Below are 25,327 nucleotides of genomic sequence, written 5' to 3'. Positions count from 1 at the left end.
TTTTCTCTGGAGCAACTTCGTATGGATTCCCATTTTGGCTTGATGAACGTCTGGAACCAGGGCGACTTCGTCACCAAGGCCGTGGCAGTGCTGTTGATCGGCATGTCGCTCGCGTCCTGGATCGTGATCATCGTCAAGGCCCTCGACGTCATTCGCTACAAGCGCCTGGCCAAGCACTCGCAAGACTTCTGGCACAGCGAAGACTTCGCGACCGCGCTGAACAAGCTCGGCACCGACGACAGCAACCCCTTCCGCGCACTGGCCCTCGAAGGCCGTGAAGCCGCCGCCCACCATCGCAACACCAAAGCGCACCTGCACGATTCGCTGGACGTGAGCGACTGGATCACGCGCTCGCTGCGCAATGGCATCGACGCGTTCACCGCGCGCCTGCAGACAGGCCTCGCCATCCTTGCTTCGGTCGGTTCCACCGCACCGTTCATCGGCCTGTTCGGTACCGTCTGGGGCATCTACCACGCGCTCATGAGCATCGGCTCGGCCGGCCAGGCAACCATCGACAAGGTGGCCGGCCCGATCGGCGAAGCGCTGATCATGACGGCCCTCGGCCTGGCCGTCGCCATTCCTGCGGTGCTGGGCTACAACGCGCTGGTCCGCGGAAACAAGTTCGTGCTGACCAAGCTCAACGCCTTCGCCCATGACCTGCACGCCTACTTCGTGACCGGCGCCCGGGTCCAGAGCGGCGGTGAATCGATCGTGGTTCCGCTCAAGAAGGGCTGAACATCATGGCTTTCGGAACGCAAGACGAACCCGATGAGGTGATGAACGAGATCAACATGACGCCGCTGGTCGACGTCATGCTGGTGCTTCTCATCATCTTCATCATCACCGTGCCGGTGATGAAACATGCAGTCAACATCGACCTGCCGCGCGCCACCAGCGAGCCCGAGCAGCCCAAGCCGCAGAACATCCTGTTCAGCGTGACGGCCGACGGCACGTACTACTGGAACGAATCGAAGATCGAGGACAGTGAACTTCCTGGCCGCCTGGCTGCCGAGGCCGCCAAGGAGCCCCAGCCTGAGCTGCACATTCGCGGTGACAAGGCCGTGCGCTACGAGCGCGTGGCCAAGGCCATGTCGGAAGCCCGTGAAGCCGGCGTGCGCAAGATCGGCTTCATCACGGAGCCCGATTCGAAGTGATCTGAATTCGCATGCGTCGCGATCAAAAAAATCTTCATCGCGTCGATTGACTTTTTATTGCGAATCATTATCATTCAGTCATCGCTTCGATAAGGGAACTCCAAATGCCAGCCACACCGAATGCCTTTACTGTCCTGAACCATCCTTCGCTCGACCAATCGGGTGGTGGTCATGCGTCCGTCCAGGCAACGCGTCCGGTGCAGATGCTCGAAAGCACGGACCTTCTGAAAGGAAGCAAGACCGTCGCCATCATGCACAACGGCTCCCTCTATCGGCTTCAAGCAACCAAACTCGGCAAGCTGATCCTGACCAAGTAACGTCAACCAGCCCGCCCTTCGCGCAAGTTTCATCGTGGGGCGACTCAAGGAGATTCATCTCCGAAGGGTCGTTTTTTGCTAGCCAACGGTTCGCCGACTAGCCAAGCTTTTTTTCACGCTGAACCGCTCAAAAGAAACGCCGACCTCGAAGTCGGCGTTCTGCTTTATGGGAACAGGAAGCCCTCAAAGGCCGAGTGCTGCGATACCCGCCTTGGCGATCTGCGCGTCTTCATTCGATTTCACTCCGCTCACGCCCACGGCACCGATCACGTGGCCGTCCTTCACGATCGGCACGCCGCCCTCGAGCAGGCCCTGCACTTCCGGCGCAGTCAGAAATGCGGTACGGCCACCGTTGATGATGTCCTCGTATACCTTGCTTTCGCGACGGCCCATGGCTGCCGTATGCGCCTTGGCGGGGGCAATGTGCGACGACAGCGCTACGGCACCGTCCAGCCGTTGCAGCCAGAGCAGATTGCCCGCGTCGTCCGAAATGGCGATCGTCACCGCCCAGTTGTTCTTGATGGCCTCTGCTTCTGCTGCAGCGGCAACGGCCTTGACGTCGGCGAGTTCGAGGAAGGACTTGGTCTTCATGATGTGCTCAGGTTGCGTAAAACCCGAAAGCATAACGGCCATGCCGAACAGAGTGTCTTTGGCACCCAATGAACCTGCCAAGTGCCTTGGCAGGCTTAGGATCATCTCGCATACGGTCTTTGTTTCCGCTGCTCTTGCAGCCCCCTAGAATGCGCCCCAACTGCGTCTTCGCAGCAACCACAGGAGCTCCGGCCATGAACGACCGCGTTACCACCCTCGATACCTCCGCTGGCTACGGCCAGCCACTGGCGCAAGCCGAACGCCAACGCGTTCTGCGCAATACCTACTGGCTGCTCGCACTGAGCCTGCTGCCCACCGTGCTGGGCGCGTGGGTCGGCGTGAGCACCGGGATCACCCGCTCGCTCACGGGCGGCCTTGGCCTCATCGTTTTCCTCGGCGGCGCATTCGGCTTCATGTTCGCCATCGAGAAAACGAAGAACTCCGCGGCCGGCGTGCCGGTGCTGCTGGCCTTCACCTTCTTCATGGGTCTGATGCTGTCTCGCCTGATCGCGATGGTGCTGGGCTTCAAGAACGGCTCCGAGCTCATCATGACGGCCTTCGGCGGCACCGCCGGCGTGTTCTTCGTGATGGCCTCGCTGGCCACGATCATCAAGCGCGACCTGTCGGGCATGGGCAAGTTCCTGTTCGTCGGCGCGATGGTGCTGATGGTCGGTGCCGTCATCAACGTATTCGTCGGCTCGACCACCGGCATGCTGGTGATCTCGGTGGCCGCCATCGGTATCTTCTCTGCTTACATGCTCTACGACCTGAAGCAGATCATGGACGGCGGCGAAACGAACTACATCAGCGCCACGCTCGCGCTTTACCTCGACCTGTTCAACGTGTTCCAGAGCCTGCTGGCACTGCTTGGCATCTTCGGCGGCGAGCGCGACTGAGCAAGCGGTTCGCGCGCACAAACAAGAAGGGCCCCACGGGGCCCTTTTTTCATTCCAGTTCGAAGACCGCAATCGATTCGACGTGCGCCGTGTGCGGGAACATGTTGACCACACCTGCATACGTGCAGCGGTAGCCGGCCTGATGCACCAGCAGGCCGGCATCGCGCGCCAGCGTGGAAGGGTTGCAGCTCACATAGACGATGCGCTTCGGCGGCGTCCAGCCATCGGTGCGCAGTTCCGGTTGCTGATGTAGGTCGGCCATCGCCTTGGCGAGCGCGAAGGCGCCTTCACGCGGCGGATCGACCAACCACTTGTCAGCGCTGCCGTCGGCGACGAGCATGGCAGGCGTCATGTCGAACAGGTTCCGTGCTACAAAATTGGCAGGTGACAGCGCACGCCGTGCGGACGTTGCGGGCTGATTCCGCTTGAAGTTATCGGTCGCGCGCGCCACCAGCGTGTCGCTGCCCTCGATGCCCAACACCTCGCGCGCCTGGCTTGCCAGCGGCAAGGTGAAGTTGCCCAAGCCGCAGAACCAGTCGATTACACGTTCGTCGGGCTGAACATCGAGCAGTCGCAGCGCCTTGCCGACCAGCGCGCGATTGATGTGCGGATTGACCTGCGTGAAATCGGTCGGCTTGAACGGCATGGTCACCCCGAACTCGGGCAACCGGTAGGCCAGCGGCGTGCCGCCCTCCTCCAGCAGCTTCACCGTCTCGGGGCCCTTGGCCTGCAACCACCATTGAACGCCCTCGTTCTCGGCGGCGAAAGCCTTCAGCCGGTCGATATCCCGCCGCGTCAACGGCTCGAGGTGCCGCAGCACCAGCGCGATGGTGCCGAGCTTCGTGGAGTCCGGAGCGTCGCCGCATGCCAGTTCGATCTGCGGACAGGTCTCGCGCGCATCCATCGAGCCGATCAGCGCGCGCAGCGGCATCAGCATTTCGCTGACCTGCCTGGGCAGCACAGGGCAGACCTGCATGTCTGCCAGATAGCGGCTCTTGCGCTCATGAAACCCGATCAGGACCGTGCCTTTCTTGACGACATGACGCACCGACAGGCGCGCGCGATAGCGGTAGTGCCATGCCGGACCTTCCAGCGGACGCAGCAGGTTCTCGGGGCGCACCTTGCCGAGGTGCCAGAGGTTGTCTTCGAGTGCGCGCTGCTTCACGGCCACCTGGGCCGCAGCGTCGAGGTGCTGCATCTTGCAGCCGCCGCACGCCCCAGTGTGCAGGCCGAAATGAGGACAGCCGGGACGCACGCGCTGTGACGACTCTCGGCGGATGGCCGTGACCGTGCCCTGTTCCCAGTTGTTCTTGCGGCGATGGACGTTGAACTGCACCTCCTCGAAGGGCAGCGCGCCCTCGATGAACACGACCATGCCGTCGGCCTTGTGGGCCACGCCCTGCGCGTCGAGGTCGAGCGACTCGACGTTGAGCCACGTTTCGCCAGGATTCGCTGCGTCCTTCACTTGGGGTTTCGCAGGTTCGTTCGCGGGGGATTTCTTTTCTTCGATGATTTCCGTCATACCCCGATTGTCTCAGCGCGGCGTGGGCCCTAGAAAAGTGCATCCCGGCCGACGCCCGAACGGGCCAGCTGGCGGCGCATCTTCGCCAGTGCCTCGTTCTGGATCTGGCGCACGCGCTCCCGTGTGAGGCCCAATCGCACGCTGAGCACCTCGAGGGTTTCCGGCTCGCGGTCGTGAAGGCCGTAGCGCCCTTCCAGCACCTCCCGCTCGCGCGCATCGAGGGCATGCACCCACTGGTCGAGCAGCCGCTCCACCTCGTGCGTGTGCGCCACTTCGGTAGGGCTTCCCTGCTCGTCGTCGGAAGCGACGGTGTCCGCCAGCGTAAAGCCTTCGTCGCCGCGTGAATCGCCGGCATCAAGAGAGCGTGGGGCCTCGGACAACGCCAGCAAATCGGCCACGGACTGCACATCGCGTTCAAGCAATGCGGCGATGTCTTCCACGCGCACGCCCTCCGGCCGCTGCGCCACGAATTCAGCGTCGCCTTCCAGAGTGCGACGCGCGCGCAGCACCTGTTGCAACTCACGCACCACGTGGACCGGAAGCCGAATTGCACGGGCCTGTGTCATGACCGCTCGCTCGACGGACTGCCGTATCCACCAGGTGGCATAGGTCGAGAAGCGGAATCCGCGTTCGGGCTCGAACTTCGTGATCGCGTGCATCAGGCCGAGGTTGCCCTCTTCGATGAGGTCCGGCAGCGGCACGCCGCGTCCCAGGTAGCTCTTCGCGATATTGACCACGAGCCGCAGGTTGTGCTCGATCATCGATTGCCGTGCCTCGAAATCGCCGGCTCGTGCGGCGCAGGCGGTCTGGTATTCCTCGGCAGGCGTGAAAAGTTCGGTGCGGCGGACCTGCCGCAGGTAGATGGTCAGTGCGTCTGCGCCTTCGCCGCCGGGCAATTCGCCGACGACGCCCTGCGGCGATGCACCGTTGGCCGTCATGGCCTTGGGATCTGCCACCCTTTGGGGATTGAAGTCTCCGGTCTCGTCAGCAGCAGCGTCTGGCAGAGACGGCAATGGCGGGCTTGCCTTGCCCGCCAAGCCGCGCACAGGCAGCGTGCGACGGGGGCGGGAGGCAGCCATGTGGCATCACCGGTTGGGCAGGTAGCGCGAGGGATCGACGGGCTTGCCCTGGCGGCGGATCTCGAAATGGAGTTTGACGCGGTCGGCGTCGCTGTTGCCCATCTCGGCGATCTTCTGGCCCTTCTGAACCGACTGGTCCTCCTTCACAAGCAGCGTCTGGTTGTGCGCATATGCCGTGAGGTAGGTGTTGTTGTGCTTCAGGATGATCAGGTTGCCGTATCCGCGCAGGCCGGCACCTGCATACACCACGCGCCCGTCGGCCGCGGCCAGCACCGGGTCGCCCGCCTTGCCGCTGATGTCGTAGCCCTTGTTCTTGGCTTCGTCGAAGCCTGCGATGAGCGACCCGCTCGCTGGCCAGATCCAGCCGAGGTCGTCGTCGCCCGAGTTGCTGCTGCCAGGCGCCGACGGCGATGCCGTGACTGGCGTGGGTGGCTTGGCCGCACTGCTCGCAGGCGCCGCAGGTGCAATGGCGGCGGGCGGCGTCACCGGCTTTGTGGTGGCGCCTTCCGATGGCGAAGAAGACGCGCTTGATGGCGGCGCAACAGCCACCGCGGTTCCGCTCGGCGGGATCACGCGCAGCACCTGCCCCACTTCGATCAGGTCGGGATTCTCGAGGTTGTTCCAGCGAACAAGGTCTTGCCAGCGCTGGCCCGTGTCTGCGCCGATGCGGCGAATGGTGTCACCGGGACGCACGGCGTAGTAGCCGGGCTTGCCGTAGTTTTCGATGCCCGCGAGCGGCTTGCCGTTGGCATCGGTGGTGATGGGCGGACCGCCGGGCACTGTGGGGCTCGGTGCGCGAGTCATCGTGCCGCGGTCTTCGACCGGTGCCGGCCCGCGCGGCGTGGAACAGCCTGCGATCACGAGCACAAAGGCCAACGTGATGCCAGCGAACCAACTCCGATTGCCTAAACCCTGCATTTGTTATTCCTTCAAGCGATACCTGATTTTAGGGGGACAAAGTGAACCGCCTCAAGAACGAGCCGCTCCAGTCCACGGGCGGTCTTGTCGATGACGACAAGGGCCTGGCCACCGCTGGCCGAATGCGTCGGCGCGACGATGCGGCCACCTACCGCGAGCTGGTCGACCCACGCCTGCGGCACGGCCTCGCCGCCTGCCGCCGCGATGATGCCCGCATAGGGCGCGCCCTTTGCGTAGCCGATCATTCCGTCGCCCAGCATCAGGTGCACGGTGGCCAGCCGGAACGGCCGCAGGTTGGTACGCGCGCGCTCGTGAAGACCACGAAGGCGCTCGATGCTGTAGACCTCGGAAGCGACATGGTTCAGGACTGCGGCCTGGTAGCCGCAGCCCGTGCCGATCTCGAGCACGCGTCCAAGCTTGTCCTGTGGTTTGCCGATGAGCGCGGGAGCACCCAGCAGCAGCTCGATCATGCGGGCGACCACGCTGGGCTTGGAGATGGTCTGCCCCAGTCCGATCGGCAGGCTCGTATCTTCATAGGCCTGATTGACCAGTGCGCTGTCCACGAAAAGATGCCGGTCGACGGCGCCCATCGCGCGCAACACGCGCGGATCGGAAACGCCCTGTGCCGCAAGCTTCTGCACCATCCGTGCACGCACTGCGTTGGACGCCATCGAAGGCGTGGACGGAACCATCGGCTTGACAGGCACCGCGGGCATTCGCCCGCGCGTGGCTGCCGAAGCGGTGGGTGTCAGGCGAACGGGAAAACTGGGCCGCTGGGTGGCCATGTCAGTTGCTGAGACGAGTCACCGTCTCGCGCCATTGGCCCAGGTTGGCGTGGTCGGTCAGGTCGATCTGCAACGGCGTCAAGGCGATATGACCAGCCGCCGTGGCATGGAAGTCTGTGCCCTCGCCGCTGTCCTTGGCGCTGCCTGCACCGGCGATCCAGTACATGGTCTCGCCGCGCGGGCTGTCTTGCGTGATCACCTTCTCTGCCGCATGCCTGCGGCCAAGCCTGCAGACCTTCACCGGCTTCAACTGGTCGAAAGGCAGGTTGGGCACATTCACGTTGAGCAGGAACGCATTGCCTTCCAGCATGCGCTCGCGTTCGATCTGCTGGACCAGTCGGCGCGCCACCTGGGCAGCAGCATCGACATGCGCCCAGCCTTTTTCGATCTGCGAGAACGCGATGGCGGGAATGCCGAACAGGTACGCCTCCATGGCGGCACCGACGGTGCCCGAGTAGATGGTGTCGTCGCCCATGTTGGCGCCGTTGTTGATGCCGGAAACGACCAGGTCAGGCCGGTAGCCCAGCAATCCCTTGAGAGCGATGTGCACGCAATCGGCCGGCGTACCCGTGACGTAGCGGAAGCCGTTGTGCGCCTGGTGCACGTAGAGCGGTGCCGCAAGGGTTAGCGCGTTCGACTTCGCGCTGTTGTTGTGCTCGGGTGCGACCACCTCGACATCGGCAATGTCCTTGAGCGCGTCGTGCAATGCGACGATGCCCGGCGCCTGAAAGCCGTCGTCATTGGAAATGAGTATCTTCATGGTGTCCTGAATGCCCTCGGATTGTAGGCCGCAGGTGCGTCGCAGCAGGGACAAGCCCGCCTTGCCGCGCCGCCTATCATCGCCCGCATTGATTGCCCCACCCGACTCACACGAAGGAGACTCGAGCATGCACGCATGGCTTTGCGAAAACCCCACCGGCGTCGACGCGCTGACCTGGAAGGAATTGCCGACACCGGCACCGGGCCCGGGCCAGGTGCTGATCGAGATCAGGGCGGCGAGCCTGAATTTTCCCGACTTGCTGATCGTGCAGAACAAGTACCAGATGAAGCCGCCGCTGCCCTTCGTGCCGGGCTCCGAATATGCAGGCGTCGTGCAGGCCGTGGGCGATGGCGTCACGCATCTCAAGGTGGGCCAGAACGTTGCCTGCCTGTCGGGCACCGGCGGTTTCGGCACCCACACGCTGGCACCTGCGGCCCTGTGCATGCCGTTGCCCGAGGGATTCGGCCACGTGGATGCGGCAGCGTTCATCATGATCTACGCGACGTCGTGGCACGCGCTGATGGACCGAGCACAACTCAAACCCGGCGAGACGGTGCTCGTTCTTGGCGCGGCGGGCGGCGTAGGCACTGCAGCAATCCAGATTGCCAAGGCTGCAGGCGCCAAGGTAATTGCAGCAGCCTCGACCGACGAGAAATGCGAACTTTGCCGCTCCATTGGTGCTGACGCAACCATCAACTACACCACGCATGCACTGCCCAATGGCTTTCGCGATGCGATCAAGGCGGCGACCGACGGCAAAGGCCCTGATGTCATTTACGACCCCGTCGGCGGCGATTTTGCAGAACCGGCCTTTCGCTCGATCGGATGGCGCGGTCGCTATTTGGTCGTGGGTTTTGCGTCGGGCCCGATTCCATCACTGCCGTTGAATCTCACGCTGCTGAAAGGCGCGTCGCTCGTTGGCGTGTTCTGGGGCGATTTCGCCAAGCGCGAACCGAAGGCCAACGGGGCGATGATGGCCGAATTGGCTCAATGGTACGGACAAGGAAAGATCAAGCCGGTGATCGACAGTACGATGCCGATGTCTGAATTGAAGGCTGCATACGCCCACATGGGGTCACGCGGCGTCAAAGGAAAACTGGTGATGGTGAACTGAGCACCTCTGAGGCCGCCCTCCAAATAAAAAAGCCCGCGCATGCGGGCTTTTTTATTGGGCAGCTGCCCAGAAACCGACGGAACTTACTTGATCTCGTAATCAGAAAGTGACTTGCCGGCGGCCAATGCCTCGGTGACCCAACGGGGCTTGCGGCCGCGGCCGCCAGACCAGGTTTCGCCGGTAGGACCGCGGTATTTGGCAGCCGCCTTCGACTGAGCACCACCTGCAGCGCGCTTGACGGCAGCCACCCGTCCCGTCAGTTTGAGATCGGTGGCGGTCAGCCCATATTCCGCGATCTTCTTTCGCACCTCGTCGATCACGCTGGAGCGTTCCTGGTTACGCAGCTCCTCGGCCTGCCTGCGCAATTGCGCAATCTGCTCGTCGTGCTTCTTGATCTGAGAATTGATATCGGCGAGGGTCGAAGCCATTGTTGGACTCCAGAAATTGAAAACGTGCGGATTTTAATTCAGTTTACATTTGCCACAAGCTGGCGCTGCCTCGAAAAAAGTCGCGGCCGATTGCGTTAATGCAACAACTCGCAACACGAAGCACTGCCCGCAATGTTTATCGCGGGAAGAAAACCAGCAAAAGGAGAGGAACGCAACAACGAAGTGCCGGTCCGGAAATGACATCGCCGGGGCAAGCCCGGCGATGGAATCCTTCAAATGCTATTTGAGCAATAGCGCAAAGGAGATGTTTTTGGGGTGGCTGATGGGACTCGAACCCACGACGACCAGAATCACAATCTGGGACTCTACCAGCTGAGCTACAGCCACCGCAGAGCCTCAGATTGTAGCGTTAAAAATCGCCGTTTTCAGCAACTCCAACAAAAAGAGCACGAAGCAGTCACATCAGCCCGCCGCAAGCGGTCCAACGCTGGTCGCATCCGCCTGGATCGTGATCGACCCGTCCGGTCGCTCATAGGTCCCGATGAGCAACCCGCTGGCAACTGCATGCGCACGAAGCGCGTCCATGACTTCATCCCGACCGGGCGAATCTGAAAACTGTGGCGCCTCCGCCAGAGCGAAGAGCTGGAACGCATACCGGTGCGTCCCATGACCCGGCGGCGGATCTGGCGGCAGCCATGTCGGCTGCAGCGCGGAATTGCGTCCGACGTGCAGGCCCGCTCCTTCGTTGTCCTGGCTCGGCATCGCGGCCTCGGCCATTGAAGCACTGGCCGTCGGCAGATTCACCACTATCGCATGCACCAGTGGATTGGGCGTCGGCGAATCGGCGTCCTCGACGATCAGGACCAGCGAAGCGGCTGCCGGTACACCCGCCCACTGCAACGGCGGAGAAACGCCCTCGCCGTCCGCGGTACAGCGGAGCGGCAGTGGCGAGTGGTCGGCAAATGCCATGCTGGTGAGTTGGATCGACGCCAACCCCTCGCGCATCCCGAGGTTGTTGAAGACGATCTGCTCCAGACCCGCGCGCACCCCTTGCAACGCGTGGCCAATGACATCAGGCAGTTTTTCCAGCATGCGTAAGGTGTACCGCGATGAGCGGTGCAAGCCTGTAGGACGCCGTGCAAGCTCCATGTCACGGCGCCGGCCAAAAACTCCCGCATCACCATCACAGCCGCACTCGACGCAGCTCGCCTCCAGGTCGCTCCGCTATCATGAATGCGGCCCGCCAAGCGGGTACGGCATCGGCCGCTCCCTTGTCCCATTCACCACCAAAGGAATTTCTTCATGAGCATCGTCTGGACTATTCTGATCGGGTTCGTCGTGGGTCTCGTGGCGCGGGCCGTCAAGCCGGGCGATGACTCCGCCGGCTTCATCGTCACCACGATCATCGGCATCGCAGGCTCGCTGATCGTCACCTACGTCGGCCAGTCGCTCGGCTGGTACACGGCCGGCCAGGGCGCAGGCTTCATCGCTTCGGTGCTCGGCGCGATCGTGCTGCTGATCCTTTACGGCCTGATCAAGCGCAAGAGCTGATGGCCACACGCCCGCGCCGCATTGCGCGCGCGGCCACGCCGGGCGCCACGCCACGCAAGCCGCGCGCGAGGCACTACGTCTATGTCGTCGAGCTCGACGATCGTGTCTGGAACAACGGGCGCTTCAGGCGAGCCAATCCCGACTACCAACTTGGCAAACCCTTCGTCTATGTCGGCATGACCGGACTGGATCCGGACATCCGTTTCGACAAGCACAAGGCCGGCATCCAGGCCAACAGCTTCGTCCAGGAATACGGCCTGCACCTGCTGCCCGCGCTCTACGAGCGCTACAACCCGCTGACCTATGAAGACGCACGGCTGCTGGAAGTGGACCTCGGCATCGCATTGCGCCAGGCCGGCTGCGGCGTCTGGCAGGCCTGAGCCCTGCATTCAGGGCATCAGGCGTAGGTCACCCACCCCTCGTACGCCGGCCCATCCAGATGGGGCAGTGTGTTGTAGGTCACGAGCATGTGCCGCTTCGGTGTGAATGCGAATTCCGTGACCGAGGTATTGCGAATGCGCAGGTTGAGCTCGATCGTCGTCTCCGCGCTCGTGCCGAGCACATGGCCTACAGCCGTGCTGATCGGTCCACCGCTCGACACCACCAGCACCTTGGCGCCATGGTGCTTGTCACGCACATGGTCCAGCGCCGTCGTCACGCCGGCGAGAAAATCCACATAGCTCGGCATGCCTACGGGCGCCGTCTTGCCTTGCATCCACGCACCGAGTCCTTCGCGCAGCAAACGGAAGTGATGGCGATACATCTCGGGCGAATCGGGCTTCTCGAGCTTGCCTTCGTGGATGGTGGCAATGACCGCCTCGCTGTCGTATTCGTTCAGTCCGGGCCACGGCAGGACGTCATCGCGCGTCAGGCCCAATCCCTTGGCGATGCCCTCCCAGGTCTGGCGATGGCGCTTCAGCGTCCCGGTGATGACCGCGTCGAACTTCATGCCGCGCTCGCGCCAGTATTCGCCCAGGCGCACGGACTGTCGGCGCCCGAGTTCGCTCAGGTTGTCATAGTCGGCAGCGCCGAAGCTGGCTTGTCCGTGACGCACGAGATAGAGGGTTCCCATGCCCGGGATTCTGGCAAGAAGCGCAGCCGCCACTTGTCCCTCGTGCGACGGGCCGCCCGGCCGTCACCATGAAAAAAGCCCGAACCAGCGGGTTCGGGCTTTCGTGTCTGCGGGCCTCGCGGCCGCCGCGTCAGCGACCCGCGACAGGCAGCGTGTCCGCCGGCTTCGGCACCAGAATTTCCGCCTTGAAGCGTTCCTTCAACAGGTTGTAGTAGGCGGCATCTTCCGCTGCTGCGATCGACTGCCCGACCTGCGCCTGCTCCTGTTTCGCGAGCTCCGGTGCCGGCGGCGTGCGCGGCACGACCTTGGTCACGCGAACCACGGCATAGCCCTGCGCACCGAGGTCCACGCCCACGAGTGCCGGCAGCTTGGCGGCGTCGGCGCGCAGCGCGGCATCGATGACCGGCAGCGGCTGCGATTGCGCGTCGCGACGCGAAACGGTCATCGGCGCACCGAAGGTCGCACCGTCGGCCTTCGCGGTCCATGCAGCGAGCTTGGCTTCACCCTCGGTCTTGGCGAGCACGGCGGCACGCTCGGTGACGAGTTGGGCGCGGATCTTGTCCTTCACCTCGGCAAGCGGCACGGCATGCGCTGCCGTGTATTGCGTGATTCGGCCTGCAGCAAGCTGGCTCGAACCAACCTCGATAGCCTCGGTGTTCTGCTTGCGCTCGAGCGAGTCAGGCGCAAACAGTGCACTCAGGAAGTTGCGGCTGGCGAGCGGGCCGGTCGCACCTGGTGCAGGCGTGCGCGCGACATTGCTGGCTGTCTGGATCGTGAGCTTCAGCTTCTCGGCAGCGGGCTTGAGGCTGTCGGGCGTCTGGTAGACGGCATCGGTGAAAGCCTCGGCCGCCTTCGCGAATTCCTGCGTGGCCTGTTGGGCGCGCGCTTCGTTCTCGATGGTGGCGCGCACCTGTTCAAAGGGGGTCACCTGAGCAGGCTTGATGTCATTGAGCTGAACAATGTGAAAGCCGAATTCGGTTTCGATCAGGCTACTGATTTCGCCCTTCTTGAGCGCGAACACAGCGTCGTCCAGAGGTTTGGCGACAAGACTTCCCTTCGGCCCCATATCCAGTTGACCACCGCTCTTGGCAGTCAAATCATCATCAGAATTCTTGCGCGCCACGTCGGCAAAGGTGTTGGGCGCCTTCTTCACCTCGGCCAGAAGTTGCTCTGCCTTGGCCTTGGCCTTCTCGCGGTCGCCGGCGGCCATGCTGGCCGGCGCAGTGATCAGGATGTGGCTTGCGCGGCGCTCTTCCTTCGTGCCGAAGCGCGCGGTGTTTTCCTGGTAATAGGTCTTCAGGTCGGCGTCGCTCAGGACGATGTTCTTCTTGGCCGCTTCGATGTCGAGCACCAGGTACTCGATGTCAGCGCGTTCCGGCGCCTGGAACTGCGCGGTGTGATCCTTGTAGTAGGTCTCGATGTCGGCGTCGCTCACCGTGACCTTCGACGCGAAGCTGTCCGGGTTGAAGCGGGCGACCTGGATCTCCCGGCTGTCGTAGAACGCGTTGATCGTGGTGGACGCCAGCGCAGGCGGCGTGAACGCCGTGCCCGACACGCCCAGCAGAACCTGCTGCGTCGCCATGTCCGATCGCACCGATGCTACGTACTGCTCGGGCGTGCGGCCGGTCACGCGCGTGAAGGCGTCACTGTCGAATTTGCCTTCGGGCGTGCGGAAGGAAGCCAGGCCCGGGTCCTGCGCGAACATGCGCGAGAGGCGTTCTTCGGACACCGTCATGTTCGCCTTCGTGGCAGCGGCGGCCAGCACGCGATCGCGCACCATGCGCTCCAGCGTCGCATAGCGCAGCGCGTCGGAGTCGAGCACCGTCGGATCGACGTTGGGCGACTGCTGGCGGATGCGATCCGTCTCCACGCGATGCTGCTGATCCCACTCGGGCTTGGTGATCGGCTGGCCGTCGACGCGGGCCACCTTCTCGTCGCTGCCGCCCTGGTAGCGCTCGACGCCGAAGAGCACGAACGAGGGAATGATCAGCAAGAACAAGAAAATCATGACGATCTTGTTGTACTTGCGGAAGAAATCAAACATGCTTGGACACTCTTTTTCGACGGCTGTCGGACGGCAATAAAAAAGGCGAACTTGCGGTTCGCCTTTGCATCTGGTGGTGGTGGGTGCTGAGGGGCTCGAACCCCCGACCTACGCCTTGTAAGGGCGCCGCTCTACCAACTGAGCTAAGCACCCCACCGGAAAACTCTCCGAGTCTACCGTCTTAGTTCAGCGCGTCTTTGAGCGCCTTGCCCGGACGGAACTTCGGGATCTTGGCGGCCTTGATTTTAATCGCGTCGCCGGTGCGGGGATTTCGGCCGGTGCGGGCCGCGCGCTTGCCTACTGCGAAAGTGCCGAAACCGACGAGCGAAACCGAGCCGCCCTTCTTGAGCGTGGTACGAATGGCGCCGATGGTGGACTCGAGCGCACGCGTTGCTGCAGCTTTGGAAATATCGGCGTTCTTTGCGATGTGCTCAATCAGTTCGGTCTTGTTCACAAGGGCCCCTTGTAGAGAAAAAGTTGGTCGGCTTTCGTCAGCTGCGACCTGGCCGCGGAACGTGCGACGCAAGAGCTTGGCAGGCCTGACGCCTCGGCAGCGCACTGCCAGCGAGGATTACAACCACTGGTCTGCAGGGTGTCAATAAGACACGGAGCCATGCCGAGCAGCGGAGCGCGCGATTCTAGAGGCGTTTCGCGAAGGACTTTTTCCGTGGTGCGCAAAGCGATTCAGAGGGCCTGCGCGATCGCTTTTCCGAGGTCGCTGGTGCTCGCGTTTCCACCGATATCCGGGGTGCGCGGTGCTCCGCTTTGGGGCGCGAGCACCTTCTCGATGGTCGACAGGATGGCGTCGTGCGCCTGCTTGTGGCCGAGGAACTCCAGCATCATCGCGCCGCACCAGATCTGACCGATCGGGTTGGCGATGCCCTTGCCCGCGATGTCCGGCGCCGAGCCGTGGACCGGCTCGAACAACGACGGCGTGGTGCGCTCCGGATTGAGGTTGGCGCTGGGTGCGATGCCGATGGTGCCGGTGCAGGCCGGCCCCAGGTCGGACAGGATGTCACCGAACAAATTGCTCGCCACCACCACGTCGAAGAAGTCGGGCCGCTGCACGAAGTGCGCGGTGAGGATGTCGATGTGGAACTTGTCGAGCGTCACGCCCGGGTAGCTCTTGCCCATCTCGGCCACGCGCTCGTCCCAGTAGGGCATGGTGATCGAGATGCCGTTCGACTTGGTGGCGCTGGTGAGGTGCTTCTTCGGGCGCGACTGCGCGAGTTCGAACGCGAACTTCAGCACGCGGTCGACGCCCAGGCGCGACATCACGGTTTCCTGCACCACGATCTCGCGCGGCGTGCCCTGGTACATCCGCCCGCCGATGCTGGAGTACTCGCCCTCGGTGTTCTCGCGCACGATGTACATGTCGATCTCGCCCGGCTCGCGGGGCGTGCCGTCGCGGCGCACCACGGGCGCGATGATGCCGGGCATGAGGCGCGCGGGACGCAGGTTGATGTACTGGTCGAACTCGCGCCGGAACATGAGCAGCGAGCCCCACAGCGACACGTGGTCGGCGATTTTCTCGGGCCAGCCGACCGCGCCGAAGAAGATGGCGTCGTGCCCGCCGATCTTGTCCTTCCAGTCGTCGGGCAGCATCTTGCCGTGCTTCTCGTAGTAGTCCCAGCTCGAGAAGTCGAAGTGGTCGAACTTCAGGTCGATGCCGAACCGGGTGGCGGCCGCCTCGAGCACGCGCAAGCCCTCGGGCGTGGTTTCCTTGCCGATGCCGTCGCCGGCGATGACTGCGATTCTCTGGGTGCTCATGGTGTGGCTCCTGCGCTTGGGTGCGGATGGGGATGTCCGGAGGGAAGAAAGAAAGCCAGCGCCTCGGCAACCAACGCGTCGGGCGCTTCTTCGGGAATGTAGTGGCCGCACGGCAGTGCACGGCCGGAGGCTTCGGCGGCGCGTTCGCGCCACAGCGCCAGCACGTCGAAGGCTTTGCCCACCGCGCCGTGCTCGCCCCACAGCACGCGCAGCGGCTGCGCCAGGCGCAGGCCGGCGGCGATATCCGCGCGGTCGTGCGTCAGGTCGATGGTAGCGGAGGCGCGATAGTCCTCGCAGATGGATTCGGCGGTGCCCGCGATGGCGGCGCAGCGCTCGTATTCGGCCAGCACCTCGGGGGCGAACGGCGCGAGCCCGGCATGCCGCCCGCCCATCACGCTGCGGATGTAACGCACCGGGTCGGAAGCGATCAGCGCCTCCGGCAGCGGCGGCGGCTGGATCAGGAAGAACCAGTGCCAGTACGCCTTGGCGAAAGCCTCCGACGTGTTCTCGTACATCGCGAGCGTGGGCGCGATGTCGAGCAGCAGCATCCGCTCGACGGCGTCCGGATGGTCCGCCGCGAGCCGGTGCGCCACGCGGGCGCCGCGGTCGTGCGCCAGCACGCCGAAACGCTCGAAGCCGTGGTGCTGCATGGCGGCGAGCGCATCGAGCGCCATCTCGCGCTTGCTGTAGACGGCGTGCTCGGCATCGGCCGCTGGCCGGCCCGAATCTCCGTAGCCGCGCAGGTCGACCGCCACCAGCGTGAAGCGCTCGGCCAGGGCCGGCGCCACGCGATGCCAGATCGCATGGGTCTGCGGATGGCCATGCAGCAGGAGCAATGGTGCCCCGTTGCCGCCGACGCGGCCATGGATGCGCACGCCATTGCGCTCGATGTCGAAGGTCGGAAGAGAAAGTAAGGAGGCCGTCACGTCGGCGATTGTGCGTTGCGCCCTTCCGATCATCAAGCAACAATCGGCCAATTCATACTTTCCGTTTCGGCATGAATTCTTCTTCGATGGACCGAGGCGACCTGTCGCTGGTGCTGGCCATCCGCGACGCCGGCAGCCTGGCCGGCGCGGCCGGCGTGCTCGACGTGGTGCCTTCGGTCGTGACCAAGCGGCTCGGGGCGCTGGAGGCCCGGCTGGGCCAGCGCCTGTTCGACCGCACCACGCGGCGCCTGAGCGTCACGGCCGAGGGCGAGGCGATCTGCGTGCATGCGCGTGCGCTGCTCGAGGGCTTCGCGGCACTCGAAAGCGAACTGGGCGAACGCCAGAACGAACTGACCGGCACCATCCGCCTGGCCGCCACCTTCGGCTTCGGCCGCCGCTGGCTCGGGCCGGCGCTGGCCACGTTCCAGCAACGGCATCCCGGCCTGCAGATCGACCTGATGCTGACCGAGCAACTGCCCGACCTCCGCGCTGAAAGCTACGACGGCGCGGTCTGGCTGTGGGCCGTGCAACAGCGCCACGCGGCCGACTGGGTATCGCGGCGCATTGCGCGCAACCAGCGCGTGCTCGCCGCCTCGCCGGACTACCTGGAACGTCGAGGCTTGCCGGCCACGGTCGAGGCGCTATCCGCGCACGACTGCCTGGTCGCGCGCGAGAACGGCGACGCCAGCCAGCGCCAGCACGCGCTGTGGACGCTGCGCCATGCGCGAGACGGAAGCACGGCCCGTGTTCGCGTTCAAGGCCCGCTGGCCAGCAACTCCGGCGAGATGGTGCGCGACTGGTGCCTTGGCGGCCACGGGATCGTGCTGCGCAGCCTCTGGGACATCGCACCGCAACTTGCGACCGGGCAACTGGTGCGCTTGCTCCCGCAATACGCGATGCCCGACGCCGATATCCACTGGGTCGCGCCCTGGCGATCCAAGACGCCGCGCCGCGTGCGGCTTCTGGTGGACCATCTGGCGGAACACTTCCGCGGCGAGCCATGGAAACCGGGCAAGGCCGGCGCGCGCTGACTGAATAAGGGGACGAAGGAAGGAAGCGTGCCGGACGCTCAGCGCGTGCTGCGCACCACCAGGCTCACGCCGGCCGCGGTCAGCGCGATGCCCAGCACCGTCACCAGCGTGATCGGCTCCGAGAACAGCAGCCATGCCATCACCGCCGTGCATGGCGGCACCAGGTACAGCAGGCTGGTCACCGCGGTGGCCGTGCCGCGCTGTATCAACATATAGAGGAGCGAACTGCCGCCCAGCGACAGCGCCAGCACCGACCAGGCCATTGCGCCGCCGGAATACGCGTTCCACTCGATGGCCTGCGTCTCCATGGCTGCGAACGGCAGCGTGACCAGCAGCGCCGCGGCCATCTGCACCGCGCTGGCGCTGCGCACGTCGCAAGGCGCGACGAAGCGCTTCTGATAGAGCGTGCCCGCGGTGATGGACAGCAGCGCCATCACCGCCAGCCCCATGGTCAGCGCGTTGACCTCGGCGCCCTGTCCCAGCTTGCGCGACACCACCAGCACCAGCCCCGCGAAACCCAGCACCAGCCCGGCCCATTGCCGACCCGAGATGCGCCCGCCGTTGAACGACATCCACACCGCCGTCAGCACCGGCTGGATGCCGACCAGCAACGCCACGAGTCCCGCTCCCATGCCCGCGTGCACTGCGGCCCACACCCCGCCCAGATAGCCCGCCTGCATCAGCACGCCCGTGACGGCCAGGTGCCCCCATTGCGCGCGCGCCGCCGGCCACGCGACACGCGCCAGCGCGACCCACGCACCGAAGCACACAAGGGACAGCGCATAGCGCACCGCCAGAAACTTGAGGGGAGGCGCATACGGCATGCCGTAGCGCGCGACGATGAAGCCCGTGCTCCAGATCAGCACGAAGACCGCCGGCATCGCCCGCAGCCAGCCTGCGTTGCGGACCGTGGCCGCCGGGGTCATTTGGTGCGGGCCCGGATTTCCGGAATGGCCTTCTGCAGGTAATACACCATCGACCAGATGGTGAGCACCGCCGAGATCCAGATCAGCCACTGGCCCCAGATGCCGGTGTCGATCACGCGGAACAGCTGGCCGTCGAAGAGCAGGAACGGAATGGCCACCATCTGCACGGTGGTCTTGACCTTGCCGATCATGTGGACCGCCACGCTCTTGCTGGCGCCGATCTGCGCCATCCATTCGCGCAATGCCGAGATCGCGATCTCGCGGCCGATGATGATGAGCGCCACGAACACGTCGGCCCGGTTCAGGTGCACCAGCACCAGCAGCGAGGCGCACACCAGGAACTTGTCGGCGACCGGATCGAGGAAGGCCCCGAATGCCGAGGTCTGATTGAGCTTGCGCGCCAGGTAGCCGTCGAGCCAGTCGGTGGCGGCGAACACGATGAACATCACCGTGGCGATCAGGTTGCGCATCGGCTCGCTGATCGGCAGGTAGAACACGCCGACGATCAAAGGGATCGCGACGATGCGCGTCCAGGTCATGATGGTCGGCAGGGTCCAGAACATCTCTTGATTGTGTCATGGCGGCGTTAACCCTCCGGGAGGGTCTTGCCTCGTCGCCGTCAGTGCAGCGCCTTGTAGATCTCTTCGGCCAGGTCGGACGCGATGCCCTCTACCGAGGCGATGTCTTCCACGCTCGCGGCGGCCACGCCGCGGATGCCGCCGAAGCGCTGGAGCAGCCGCGCCCGCCGCTTGGGGCCGATGCCCGGGATGTCCTCGAGCTGGCTGCCGCCCACGCGCACCTTGGCGCGCTTGGCTCGCATGCCGGTGATCGCGAAGCGGTGCGCTTCGTCGCGGATCTGCGCCACCAGCATCAGCGCGGCAGAGTCCTTGCCGAGATAGACCTTCTCGCGGCCGTCCGCGAACACCAGTTCCTCGAGGCCGACCTTGCGGCCCTCGCCCTTCTCGACGCCGACGATCAGCGACAGCGGCAGCCCCAGCTCGCTGAACACCTCGCGCGCCATCGAGACCTGGCCCTTGCCGCCGTCGACCAGCACAAGGTCGGGCATGCGCGCGGTCCGGGACTTGGCGGGGGCTTCGCTGTCGTCGCTTTCCGCGTCGCCCGGGGGAAGCTCGTCGGTCTCGGCGGCCATGGCCTCGGCGAGCTTGCCGTATCGGCGGTGCAGCACCTGGCGCATGGCGGCGTAGTCATCGCCGGGCGTGATGCCCTCGATGTTGTAGCGGCGGTATTCGCGGTTCTGCATGGTGTGGTGCTCGAACACCACGCAAGAGGCCTGCGTGGCCTCGCCCGCGGTGTGCGAGATGTCGAAGCATTCCACGCGGAATTCGTCGAGGTCTTCCGACGCCAGTTCCAGTGCATCGGCCAGCGCACGGGTGCGGGCCTGCTGCGATCCTTCTTCGGCCAGCAGCCGCGCCAGCTGCAGCTTGGCGTTGGTCTCGGCCATCTCGAGCCAGTGGCGGCGCTGCTCGCGCGGCTGGAACACGGCCGTCACGCGCGCGCCCGCCTGCTGCGAGATCGCCTCGATCAGCTCACGGCTCACCTGTTCGCTCAGCACCAGCGTGGCCGGGACCGGCACGTCGATGTAGTGCTGGGCGATGAAGGCCTCGAGCACCTGCACCTCGATCGGGTCGGCCAGCACCGGCGCCGCGCCCTCTTCCGCGTCGAGTTCGTTGTGGTGGATCTGCGCGGCGTCTTCCACGTGCACCGGAAAGTAGGCGCGGTCGCCCAGGTGCCGGCCGCCGCGCACCATGGCCAGGTTCACGCAGGCCTTGCCGCCCTGCACCTTCACGGCCAGGATGTCCACATCCTTGTCGGAAGCGATCTCGATCGACTGCTGATGCAGCACGCGCGAGATGGCCGACATCTGGTTGCGCAGCTCGGCCGCCTGCTCGAACTCGAGCTTCTCGGCGTGCGTGGTCATGCGCTGCTCGAGCTTGGAGAGCACGAGCTGCGTGTCGCCCATCAGGAAGGCTTCGGCGCTCGCTACGTCCTGTGCGTAGGCATCGGGCGCGATGTGACCGACGCATGGCCCGCTGCATCGCTTGATCTGGTAGAGCAGGCAAGGCCGCGTGCGGTTGGCGTATACGGTGTCCTCGCAGGTGCGCAGGCGAAACACCTTCTGCAGCAGCTGGATCGATTCCTTTACCGCCCAGGCGCTCGGGTACGGCCCGAAGTAGCGATGCTTCTTGTCGGTCGCGCCGCGGTAGTAGGCCAGCCTCGGGAACTGGTGCGACGCGATCTTGAGGTAGGGGTAGCTCTTGTCGTCGCGAAACAGGATGTTGTAGCGCGGCTTGAGCGTCTTGATGAGGTTGTTCTCGAGCAGCAGCGCCTCGGCCTCGGAGCGCACCACCGTGGTCTCCATGCGCGCGATCTTCGAGATCATGTGGCCGATGCGCGTGCCGCCGTGACTCTTCTGGAAGTAGTTGGCAACCCGCCTCTTGAGGTTGCGCGCCTTGCCCACGTAGAGCACAGCGCCCGCCGCGTCGAAGTAACGGTAGACGCCCGGCAGCTGCGGCAGGGCCGCGACTTCGCTGAGCAGTTGATCGGAATGCACGTCTGACATGGCGGCTATTGTGGCGCGCCGCGCGTTGCGGGCGCGCCGTGGGACTACTGCGCGCCTGCTCAGCCGGCGCACCGAACCGGCAGAAGAACTGGCGGCCATCGTACAGACGCCGGATCTCGGCATGTTCGCCCCGCCCACGCAGCCAGGACGGCAGGCAGCACCGTCAAGACGGGCACACTCGCGGCATGGAAAGCATGCGAGACCCGAGGTGGGATATCTTCTGCAAGGTCATCGACAACCACGGCGACCTCGGCGTCTGCTGGCGGCTGGCCAGCCAGCTGGCCACGAGCGGCGCGAGGGTGCGGCTGTGGGTCGACGATGCGGCGGCGCTGCGCTGGATGGCCCCTTCGGGCCACGCTGGCGTCGAAGTGATCGACTGGCTCGATTCCGGCGCGCTTCAGGCAGCCGTGTCGGGGCCCGCGCCCGACGTGCTGATCGAGGGCTTCGGCTGCGATCCGGCCCCTGAACTCGTCGCGCGCTTCGCCGAAGGAGCGGGGAAAGCGTGGATCAACCTGGAATACCTGTCGGCCGAGCCGTATGTCGAGCGGCTGCACGGCCTGCCCTCGCCGGTGTTCAAGGGACCGGGCGCCGGCCTCACCAAGCGCTTCTTCTATCCGGGCTTCACGCCGGCCACCGGCGGGCTGCTGCGCGAACCCGGCCTGATGGCGCGGCGCGAGGCCTTCGACCGTGCGGCTTGGCTGGCGGCACAGCAGATACCGTGGCGCGATGGCGAACGCTTGGTGTCGCTCTTCTGCTACGAGCCGCCGGCGCTGGCGGGCTTGCTCGCCCAGCTGGAACAGGGCCCGGAGCCTGTGCGCCTGCTGGTGACGGCGGGTCGGGCCGCCCAGGCCGTGCGGGCGGTCCTTTCGGATCAAAACCCAGCCTTGCCCGCGTCAGCCGTGCGTGGTTCGCTATCAATTTCATACCTCCCCTACCTGACTCAGACCGACTACGACCACCTGCTCTGGTCGTGCGACCTGAATTTCGTGCGTGGGGAAGACTCGTGGGTGCGTGCGCTCTGGGCGGGCGCTCCGTTCGTCTGGCAGATCTACCCGCAGGACGACGACGCGCACCACGTCAAGCTCGGTGCCTGGCTCGACTGGCTCGGCGCCCCGCCCTCGCTGAGGCTTTTCCACCACGCGTGGAACGGCTTCGGAGACGGCGCGCTGCCCGTGCTGGAAACGCAGGGCCCGTGGTGCGAAACCGTCCGGAACGCCCGCATGCGACTGCTGGCGCAGGACGATCTGCTGACCCAACTGCAGAAAATGATCGCCCAACAAAGCTAAAATAGCGGGCTTTGCGGATTTCGGCCCGGATCTCATCGATCCGAGATGCTCTCCGCTAAACCTGCCGCGGGACATGTACCGCGGGGCCAATCACTCCGGCAAACGTCAAAAAGTCGCCGGTGGTCCCGTGCACCGAGCGGCCAACATCCAGAGACCCTGTTATGAAAATCGCTCAAGAAATCCGCGCCGGCAACGTCATCATGCACGGCAAGGACCCGATGGTCGTCCTGAAGACCGAATACAGCCGCGGCGGCCGCAACTCCGCCACCGTGCGCATGAAGATGAAGAGCCTGATCGCCAACTTCAATACCGAAGTGGTCTTCAAGGCCGACGACAAGATCGACCAGATCGTGCTCGACAAGAAGGAGTGCACCTACTCCTACTTCGCCGACCCGATGTACGTCTGCATGGACGCGGAGTACAACCAGTACGAAGTCGAAGCCGAAAACATGGGCGACGCCCTGAACTACCTCGAAGACGGCATGGCCGTCGAAGTGGTGTTCTACGACGGCAAGGCCATCTCGGTCGAACTGCCGACCAGCGTCGAACGCGAAATCACCTGGACCGAGCCGGCCGTCAAGGGCGACACCTCGGGCAAGGTCATGAAGCCCGCCAAGATCGCCACCGGCTTCGAAATTGGCGTGCCGCTCTTCGTGTCGCAAGGCGACAAGATCGAAATCGACACGCGCACCGGCGAATACCGCAAGCGCGTCTGAGCCCTTCCCCCGGCTCCCGGGGCTGACCGCCACTCCCCCGAAAAGGCTCCGCAAGGAGCCTTTTTTCGTTGACTGGGCACGCCTGTTGCGACGCTGCACAATCACTCGGCCACTTCCGCCTGCTTTTCCCATGAACAACACGCACGATCTTCACGACAAGCGCCTGGCCGATGCCTGGGCCACGCTGCAATCCCATGCCGACCAAGGCCTGCCGCTCGACCCCGATCCTTCGCGCATCGCCTTCGCCGACCCCGAATTCCTTCTGCGCCGCGAAACCCGGGGCATCCGCATGCAGCTCGAGCTGATGAAGCCCGACCTCGAGCAGCGCGCCCACGGCATCGAGAACACCGTGGTGGTGTTCGGCAGCGCGCGCTTCCGCAGCGAGGAAGATGCCGCCGCCATGATCGCCCAGGCCGACGCAGCCGGCGACACGGTGGCCTCCGAGCGCTGGCGCCGGCTGGCGCGCAACTCGCACTACTACGAGAAGGCGCGCGCCTTCGGCAAGCTCGTGGCGCAGTACAGCAATGACAAGGAGCCGCAGGACAAGCTCTTCGTGTGCACCGGCGGCGGCCCCGGCATCATGCAGGCCGCCAACCGTGGCGCGCACGAAGGCGGCGGCCTGTCTGTCGGCCTGGCCATCGCGTTGCCGATGGAAGAGGAAGCCAACCCGTACGTCACGCCGGCGCTCAGCTTCAAGTTCCACTACTTCGCCATCCGCAAGATGCATTTCATGATGCGCGCGAAGGCACTGGTGGCGTTCCCCGGCGGCTTCGGCACGCTCGACGAGCTGTTCGAGGTCATCACGCTGGTGCAGACGAAGAAGTCGAAGCCGGTGCCGATCGTGCTGTTCGGCTCCGACTACTGGAAGCGGATGATCGACTTCGACTTCCTGGTGGACGAAGGCGTGATCTCGCCCGGCGACCTGAAGCTGTTCGAGTACGTCGACGCGCCCGACGACGCCTGGAGCGCGATCAAGCGCTTCTACAAGCTCTGAAGCAGAACGAAATCAGCCGGCCCTGCCGTCCCCTGCCGGTTCGGCAGGGCGCAGCGCCTTTCCGAAGAAGTTCGCGAGCGAGCGCGCACGGCGCTTGCGCTGCGCATCGCTGGTCTGCCCCATGGCCACCGCGTCGTCGGCCACACCGTGCAGCGCATTGAAGAGGATCACCGCGGTCATGGTCGCGTCGTCCACCGACCACGTGCCTGCGGCGGCGCCTTGCCCCAGCGGCACGGCGAGTTGCGTGATCACCGTGTTGTCGTTGCGCATGCGGCGGTCTGCGGGCCGGTCCGGTACTCGTGGAAGACCACGTCGTGCAACGCAACGTTGTCCAGGTACATCTGCAGGCCAGTGTCGATCCACGCCTTGAGCCGGGCCCGGTGGTTGTCGGGGCAATAGCGGCCCATCCCTTCCTGCAGGCGGCCGCGGAAGTTGTCGACGACACGCTGCTGCAATGCGCCGAGCAATGCCTCCCTCGATGGAAAGTACAGATAGAACGTACCTTCGGCCACCTGTGCACCGGCCGCGATGTCATCGATGCCGGTGGCGGCGATGCCCTTGAAGATGAAAGCCGTTCCCAGAGCCCGAGCCCCACGGTCAGCAGCCCGATCGGGATGTTGATGAGCAGGATGCTCTGCCAGCCCGCGTGGTCCACCAGCAGCCCGCCCTGCATCGGCCCGAGCACCAGCGGCAGCGCCGTGAACGACGACCATCGCCGATCACGCGCGCCCGGCTCGCGGGCTCGGGGAACGCATGCGCCAGCAGCCACAGCGCGCCCGGAATCAGCAGCACCCTGGCCGCGCACTGTACAGCCCGGCCTGCCAGCAAGGTCTGCAGCAACGAGCGCAAGGTGGCGGCGCTGATCGGCCACGGCCGGGATCGCGATGGGAATGGGGGAATGCACG

Annotated in this window: 29 protein-coding genes and 2 tRNA genes; 11 read left to right on the top strand and 20 right to left on the bottom strand. The window is 64.8% G+C overall.

Annotated elements, in window-relative coordinates:
• Nucleotides 1-21: 21 nt before the first annotated feature.
• The 3 genes from AACL56_RS12235 to hemP all read left to right on the top strand — a co-directional run bounded on the left by AACL56_RS12235 (nt 22) and on the right by hemP (nt 1,471).
• Nucleotides 22-735: a MotA/TolQ/ExbB proton channel family protein gene (locus tag AACL56_RS12235; protein WP_339090091.1), complete on the top strand. Its 714-nt coding sequence runs from the start codon at nt 22-24 to the stop codon at nt 733-735.
• 5 nt (nt 736-740) lie between these two features.
• Complete coding sequence (locus tag AACL56_RS12230; protein WP_339090090.1) at nt 741-1,154, top strand: ExbD/TolR family protein; 414 nt, start codon at nt 741-743, stop codon at nt 1,152-1,154.
• A gap of 104 nt (nt 1,155-1,258) precedes the next feature.
• Nucleotides 1,259-1,471: a hemin uptake protein HemP gene (hemP, locus tag AACL56_RS12225; protein WP_339090089.1), complete on the top strand. Its 213-nt coding sequence runs from the start codon at nt 1,259-1,261 to the stop codon at nt 1,469-1,471.
• Nucleotides 1,472-1,654: 183 nt separating this feature from the next.
• Here the strand turns inward: hemP and AACL56_RS12220 are convergent, their stop codons facing one another.
• Entirely contained in the window at nt 1,655-2,062 is a 408-nt protein-coding gene (locus tag AACL56_RS12220; protein ID WP_339090088.1) for a GlcG/HbpS family heme-binding protein, read from the bottom strand.
• A 194-nt stretch (nt 2,063-2,256) separates the two neighbouring features.
• On the opposite strand from AACL56_RS12220, the gene AACL56_RS12215 reads away from it, so the two are divergent.
• Nucleotides 2,257-2,958: a Bax inhibitor-1/YccA family protein gene (locus tag AACL56_RS12215; RefSeq protein WP_339090087.1), complete on the top strand. Its 702-nt coding sequence runs from the start codon at nt 2,257-2,259 to the stop codon at nt 2,956-2,958.
• A 49-nt stretch (nt 2,959-3,007) separates the two neighbouring features.
• On the opposite strand, the gene rlmD is transcribed toward AACL56_RS12215, so the two are convergent.
• From rlmD to surE, 5 genes are all read right to left on the bottom strand, one after another.
• Nucleotides 3,008-4,480 carry a 23S rRNA (uracil(1939)-C(5))-methyltransferase RlmD gene (rlmD, locus tag AACL56_RS12210; RefSeq protein ID WP_339090086.1) on the bottom strand — a complete coding sequence of 491 codons (1,473 nt, stop codon included), beginning with the start codon at nt 4,478-4,480 and terminating at the stop codon, nt 3,008-3,010.
• Between the two features lie 29 nt (nt 4,481-4,509).
• The gene (locus tag AACL56_RS12205; protein ID WP_425337009.1) at nt 4,510-5,418 is read right to left on the bottom strand and encodes a sigma-70 family RNA polymerase sigma factor; all 909 of its coding nucleotides are present in this window, start codon (nt 5,416-5,418) and stop codon (nt 4,510-4,512) included.
• A gap of 147 nt (nt 5,419-5,565) precedes the next feature.
• Complete coding sequence (locus AACL56_RS12200) at nt 5,566-6,477, bottom strand: peptidoglycan DD-metalloendopeptidase family protein (protein ID WP_339090084.1); 912 nt, start codon at nt 6,475-6,477, stop codon at nt 5,566-5,568.
• A gap of 11 nt (nt 6,478-6,488) precedes the next feature.
• Nucleotides 6,489-7,262 carry a protein-L-isoaspartate(D-aspartate) O-methyltransferase gene (locus AACL56_RS12195; protein WP_339090083.1) on the bottom strand — a complete coding sequence of 258 codons (774 nt, stop codon included), beginning with the start codon at nt 7,260-7,262 and terminating at the stop codon, nt 6,489-6,491.
• Between the two features lies 1 nt (nt 7,263).
• A complete protein-coding gene (surE, locus tag AACL56_RS12190) occupies nt 7,264-8,022 on the bottom strand; it encodes a 5'/3'-nucleotidase SurE (RefSeq protein WP_339092859.1) in 759 nt (252 codons plus the stop codon).
• A gap of 127 nt (nt 8,023-8,149) precedes the next feature.
• Here surE and AACL56_RS12185 point away from each other — a divergent pair, with 127 nt between their 5' ends.
• A complete protein-coding gene (locus AACL56_RS12185) occupies nt 8,150-9,136 on the top strand; it encodes an NADPH:quinone oxidoreductase family protein (protein ID WP_339090082.1) in 987 nt (328 codons plus the stop codon).
• An 83-nt stretch (nt 9,137-9,219) separates the two neighbouring features.
• Here the strand turns inward: AACL56_RS12185 and AACL56_RS12180 are convergent, their stop codons facing one another.
• From AACL56_RS12180 to AACL56_RS12170, 3 genes are all read right to left on the bottom strand, one after another.
• Nucleotides 9,220-9,564, bottom strand: a complete 345-nt coding sequence (locus tag AACL56_RS12180; RefSeq protein WP_339090081.1) for an H-NS histone family protein — start codon at nt 9,562-9,564, stop codon at nt 9,220-9,222.
• Between the two features lie 272 nt (nt 9,565-9,836).
• Nucleotides 9,837-9,912: transfer RNA gene (locus AACL56_RS12175), tRNA-His, on the bottom strand.
• Nucleotides 9,913-9,987: 75 nt separating this feature from the next.
• Nucleotides 9,988-10,617, bottom strand: coding sequence for a YbhB/YbcL family Raf kinase inhibitor-like protein (locus tag AACL56_RS12170; RefSeq protein WP_339090080.1), 630 nt, complete (start codon nt 10,615-10,617; stop codon nt 9,988-9,990).
• A 210-nt stretch (nt 10,618-10,827) separates the two neighbouring features.
• On the opposite strand from AACL56_RS12170, the gene AACL56_RS12165 reads away from it, so the two are divergent.
• Entirely contained in the window at nt 10,828-11,076 is a 249-nt protein-coding gene (locus tag AACL56_RS12165) for a GlsB/YeaQ/YmgE family stress response membrane protein (RefSeq protein WP_093211872.1), read from the top strand.
• On the top strand, nt 11,076-11,456 hold the full coding sequence (locus AACL56_RS12160) for a hypothetical protein (RefSeq protein WP_339090079.1): 381 nt from the start codon (nt 11,076-11,078) through the stop codon (nt 11,454-11,456). The genes AACL56_RS12165 and AACL56_RS12160 overlap by 1 nt, the downstream gene beginning before the upstream one ends.
• 17 nt (nt 11,457-11,473) lie before the next feature.
• Here the strand turns inward: AACL56_RS12160 and AACL56_RS12155 are convergent, their stop codons facing one another.
• The 6 genes from AACL56_RS12155 to AACL56_RS12130 form a co-directional block, all read right to left on the bottom strand.
• Nucleotides 11,474-12,148 carry a histidine phosphatase family protein gene (locus AACL56_RS12155; RefSeq protein WP_339090078.1) on the bottom strand — a complete coding sequence of 225 codons (675 nt, stop codon included), beginning with the start codon at nt 12,146-12,148 and terminating at the stop codon, nt 11,474-11,476.
• A gap of 130 nt (nt 12,149-12,278) precedes the next feature.
• On the bottom strand, nt 12,279-14,192 hold the full coding sequence (locus tag AACL56_RS12150; protein ID WP_339090077.1) for a SurA N-terminal domain-containing protein: 1,914 nt from the start codon (nt 14,190-14,192) through the stop codon (nt 12,279-12,281).
• Nucleotides 14,193-14,269: 77 nt separating this feature from the next.
• Nucleotides 14,270-14,345 (bottom strand) — tRNA-Val (locus AACL56_RS12145).
• A gap of 28 nt (nt 14,346-14,373) precedes the next feature.
• Complete coding sequence (locus tag AACL56_RS12140; protein ID WP_007830705.1) at nt 14,374-14,646, bottom strand: HU family DNA-binding protein; 273 nt, start codon at nt 14,644-14,646, stop codon at nt 14,374-14,376.
• 230 nt (nt 14,647-14,876) lie between these two features.
• Complete coding sequence (locus AACL56_RS12135) at nt 14,877-15,962, bottom strand: tartrate dehydrogenase (RefSeq protein ID WP_339090075.1); 1,086 nt, start codon at nt 15,960-15,962, stop codon at nt 14,877-14,879.
• Nucleotides 15,959-16,888 (bottom strand): alpha/beta hydrolase, encoded by a 930-nt coding sequence (locus AACL56_RS12130; protein ID WP_339090074.1) that lies wholly within the window; start codon nt 16,886-16,888, stop codon nt 15,959-15,961. The genes AACL56_RS12135 and AACL56_RS12130 overlap by 4 nt, the downstream gene beginning before the upstream one ends.
• Before the next feature lie 71 nt (nt 16,889-16,959).
• Here AACL56_RS12130 and AACL56_RS12125 point away from each other — a divergent pair, with 71 nt between their 5' ends.
• The gene (locus tag AACL56_RS12125) at nt 16,960-17,919 is read left to right on the top strand and encodes a LysR substrate-binding domain-containing protein (RefSeq protein WP_339090073.1); all 960 of its coding nucleotides are present in this window, start codon (nt 16,960-16,962) and stop codon (nt 17,917-17,919) included.
• A gap of 38 nt (nt 17,920-17,957) precedes the next feature.
• Here the strand turns inward: AACL56_RS12125 and AACL56_RS12120 are convergent, their stop codons facing one another.
• Genes AACL56_RS12120 through uvrC form a run of 3 tightly spaced genes read right to left on the bottom strand, consistent with a single transcriptional unit; the run spans nt 17,958 to nt 21,426 of the window.
• A complete protein-coding gene (locus AACL56_RS12120; RefSeq protein ID WP_339090072.1) occupies nt 17,958-18,845 on the bottom strand; it encodes a DMT family transporter in 888 nt (295 codons plus the stop codon).
• On the bottom strand, nt 18,842-19,408 hold the full coding sequence (pgsA, locus tag AACL56_RS12115; RefSeq protein WP_339090071.1) for a CDP-diacylglycerol--glycerol-3-phosphate 3-phosphatidyltransferase: 567 nt from the start codon (nt 19,406-19,408) through the stop codon (nt 18,842-18,844). Before pgsA ends, AACL56_RS12120 begins: the two co-directional genes overlap by 4 nt.
• A 56-nt stretch (nt 19,409-19,464) precedes the next feature.
• A complete protein-coding gene (gene uvrC, locus AACL56_RS12110; protein WP_339090070.1) occupies nt 19,465-21,426 on the bottom strand; it encodes an excinuclease ABC subunit UvrC in 1,962 nt (653 codons plus the stop codon).
• 194 nt (nt 21,427-21,620) lie between these two features.
• On the opposite strand from uvrC, the gene earP reads away from it, so the two are divergent.
• The 3 genes from earP to AACL56_RS12095 all read left to right on the top strand — a co-directional run bounded on the left by earP (nt 21,621) and on the right by AACL56_RS12095 (nt 24,422).
• The gene (gene earP / locus AACL56_RS12105; protein ID WP_339092858.1) at nt 21,621-22,712 is read left to right on the top strand and encodes an elongation factor P maturation arginine rhamnosyltransferase EarP; all 1,092 of its coding nucleotides are present in this window, start codon (nt 21,621-21,623) and stop codon (nt 22,710-22,712) included.
• Nucleotides 22,713-22,873: 161 nt separating this feature from the next.
• Nucleotides 22,874-23,428 (top strand): elongation factor P, encoded by a 555-nt coding sequence (gene efp, locus AACL56_RS12100; protein ID WP_056583043.1) that lies wholly within the window; start codon nt 22,874-22,876, stop codon nt 23,426-23,428.
• Nucleotides 23,429-23,558: 130 nt separating this feature from the next.
• Nucleotides 23,559-24,422 (top strand): TIGR00730 family Rossman fold protein, encoded by an 864-nt coding sequence (locus AACL56_RS12095; RefSeq protein ID WP_339090069.1) that lies wholly within the window; start codon nt 23,559-23,561, stop codon nt 24,420-24,422.
• A 12-nt stretch (nt 24,423-24,434) separates the two neighbouring features.
• Here the strand turns inward: AACL56_RS12095 and AACL56_RS12090 are convergent, their stop codons facing one another.
• Both AACL56_RS12090 and AACL56_RS12085 read right to left on the bottom strand, forming a co-directional pair.
• A complete protein-coding gene (locus tag AACL56_RS12090) occupies nt 24,435-24,692 on the bottom strand; it encodes a hypothetical protein (RefSeq protein WP_339090068.1) in 258 nt (85 codons plus the stop codon).
• Nucleotides 24,671-25,135, bottom strand: a complete 465-nt coding sequence (locus tag AACL56_RS12085) for a helix-turn-helix domain-containing protein (protein WP_339090067.1) — start codon at nt 25,133-25,135, stop codon at nt 24,671-24,673. Before AACL56_RS12085 ends, AACL56_RS12090 begins: the two co-directional genes overlap by 22 nt.
• Nucleotides 25,136-25,327 lie beyond the last annotated feature (192 nt).

The organism is Variovorax paradoxus (assembly GCF_902712855.1).
Lineage (GTDB): Bacteria > Pseudomonadota > Gammaproteobacteria > Burkholderiales > Burkholderiaceae_C > Variovorax > Variovorax paradoxus_Q.
The sequence above is the reverse complement of the archived record's forward strand: the minus strand, read 5'-3'. Positions and strand labels throughout refer to the sequence as shown.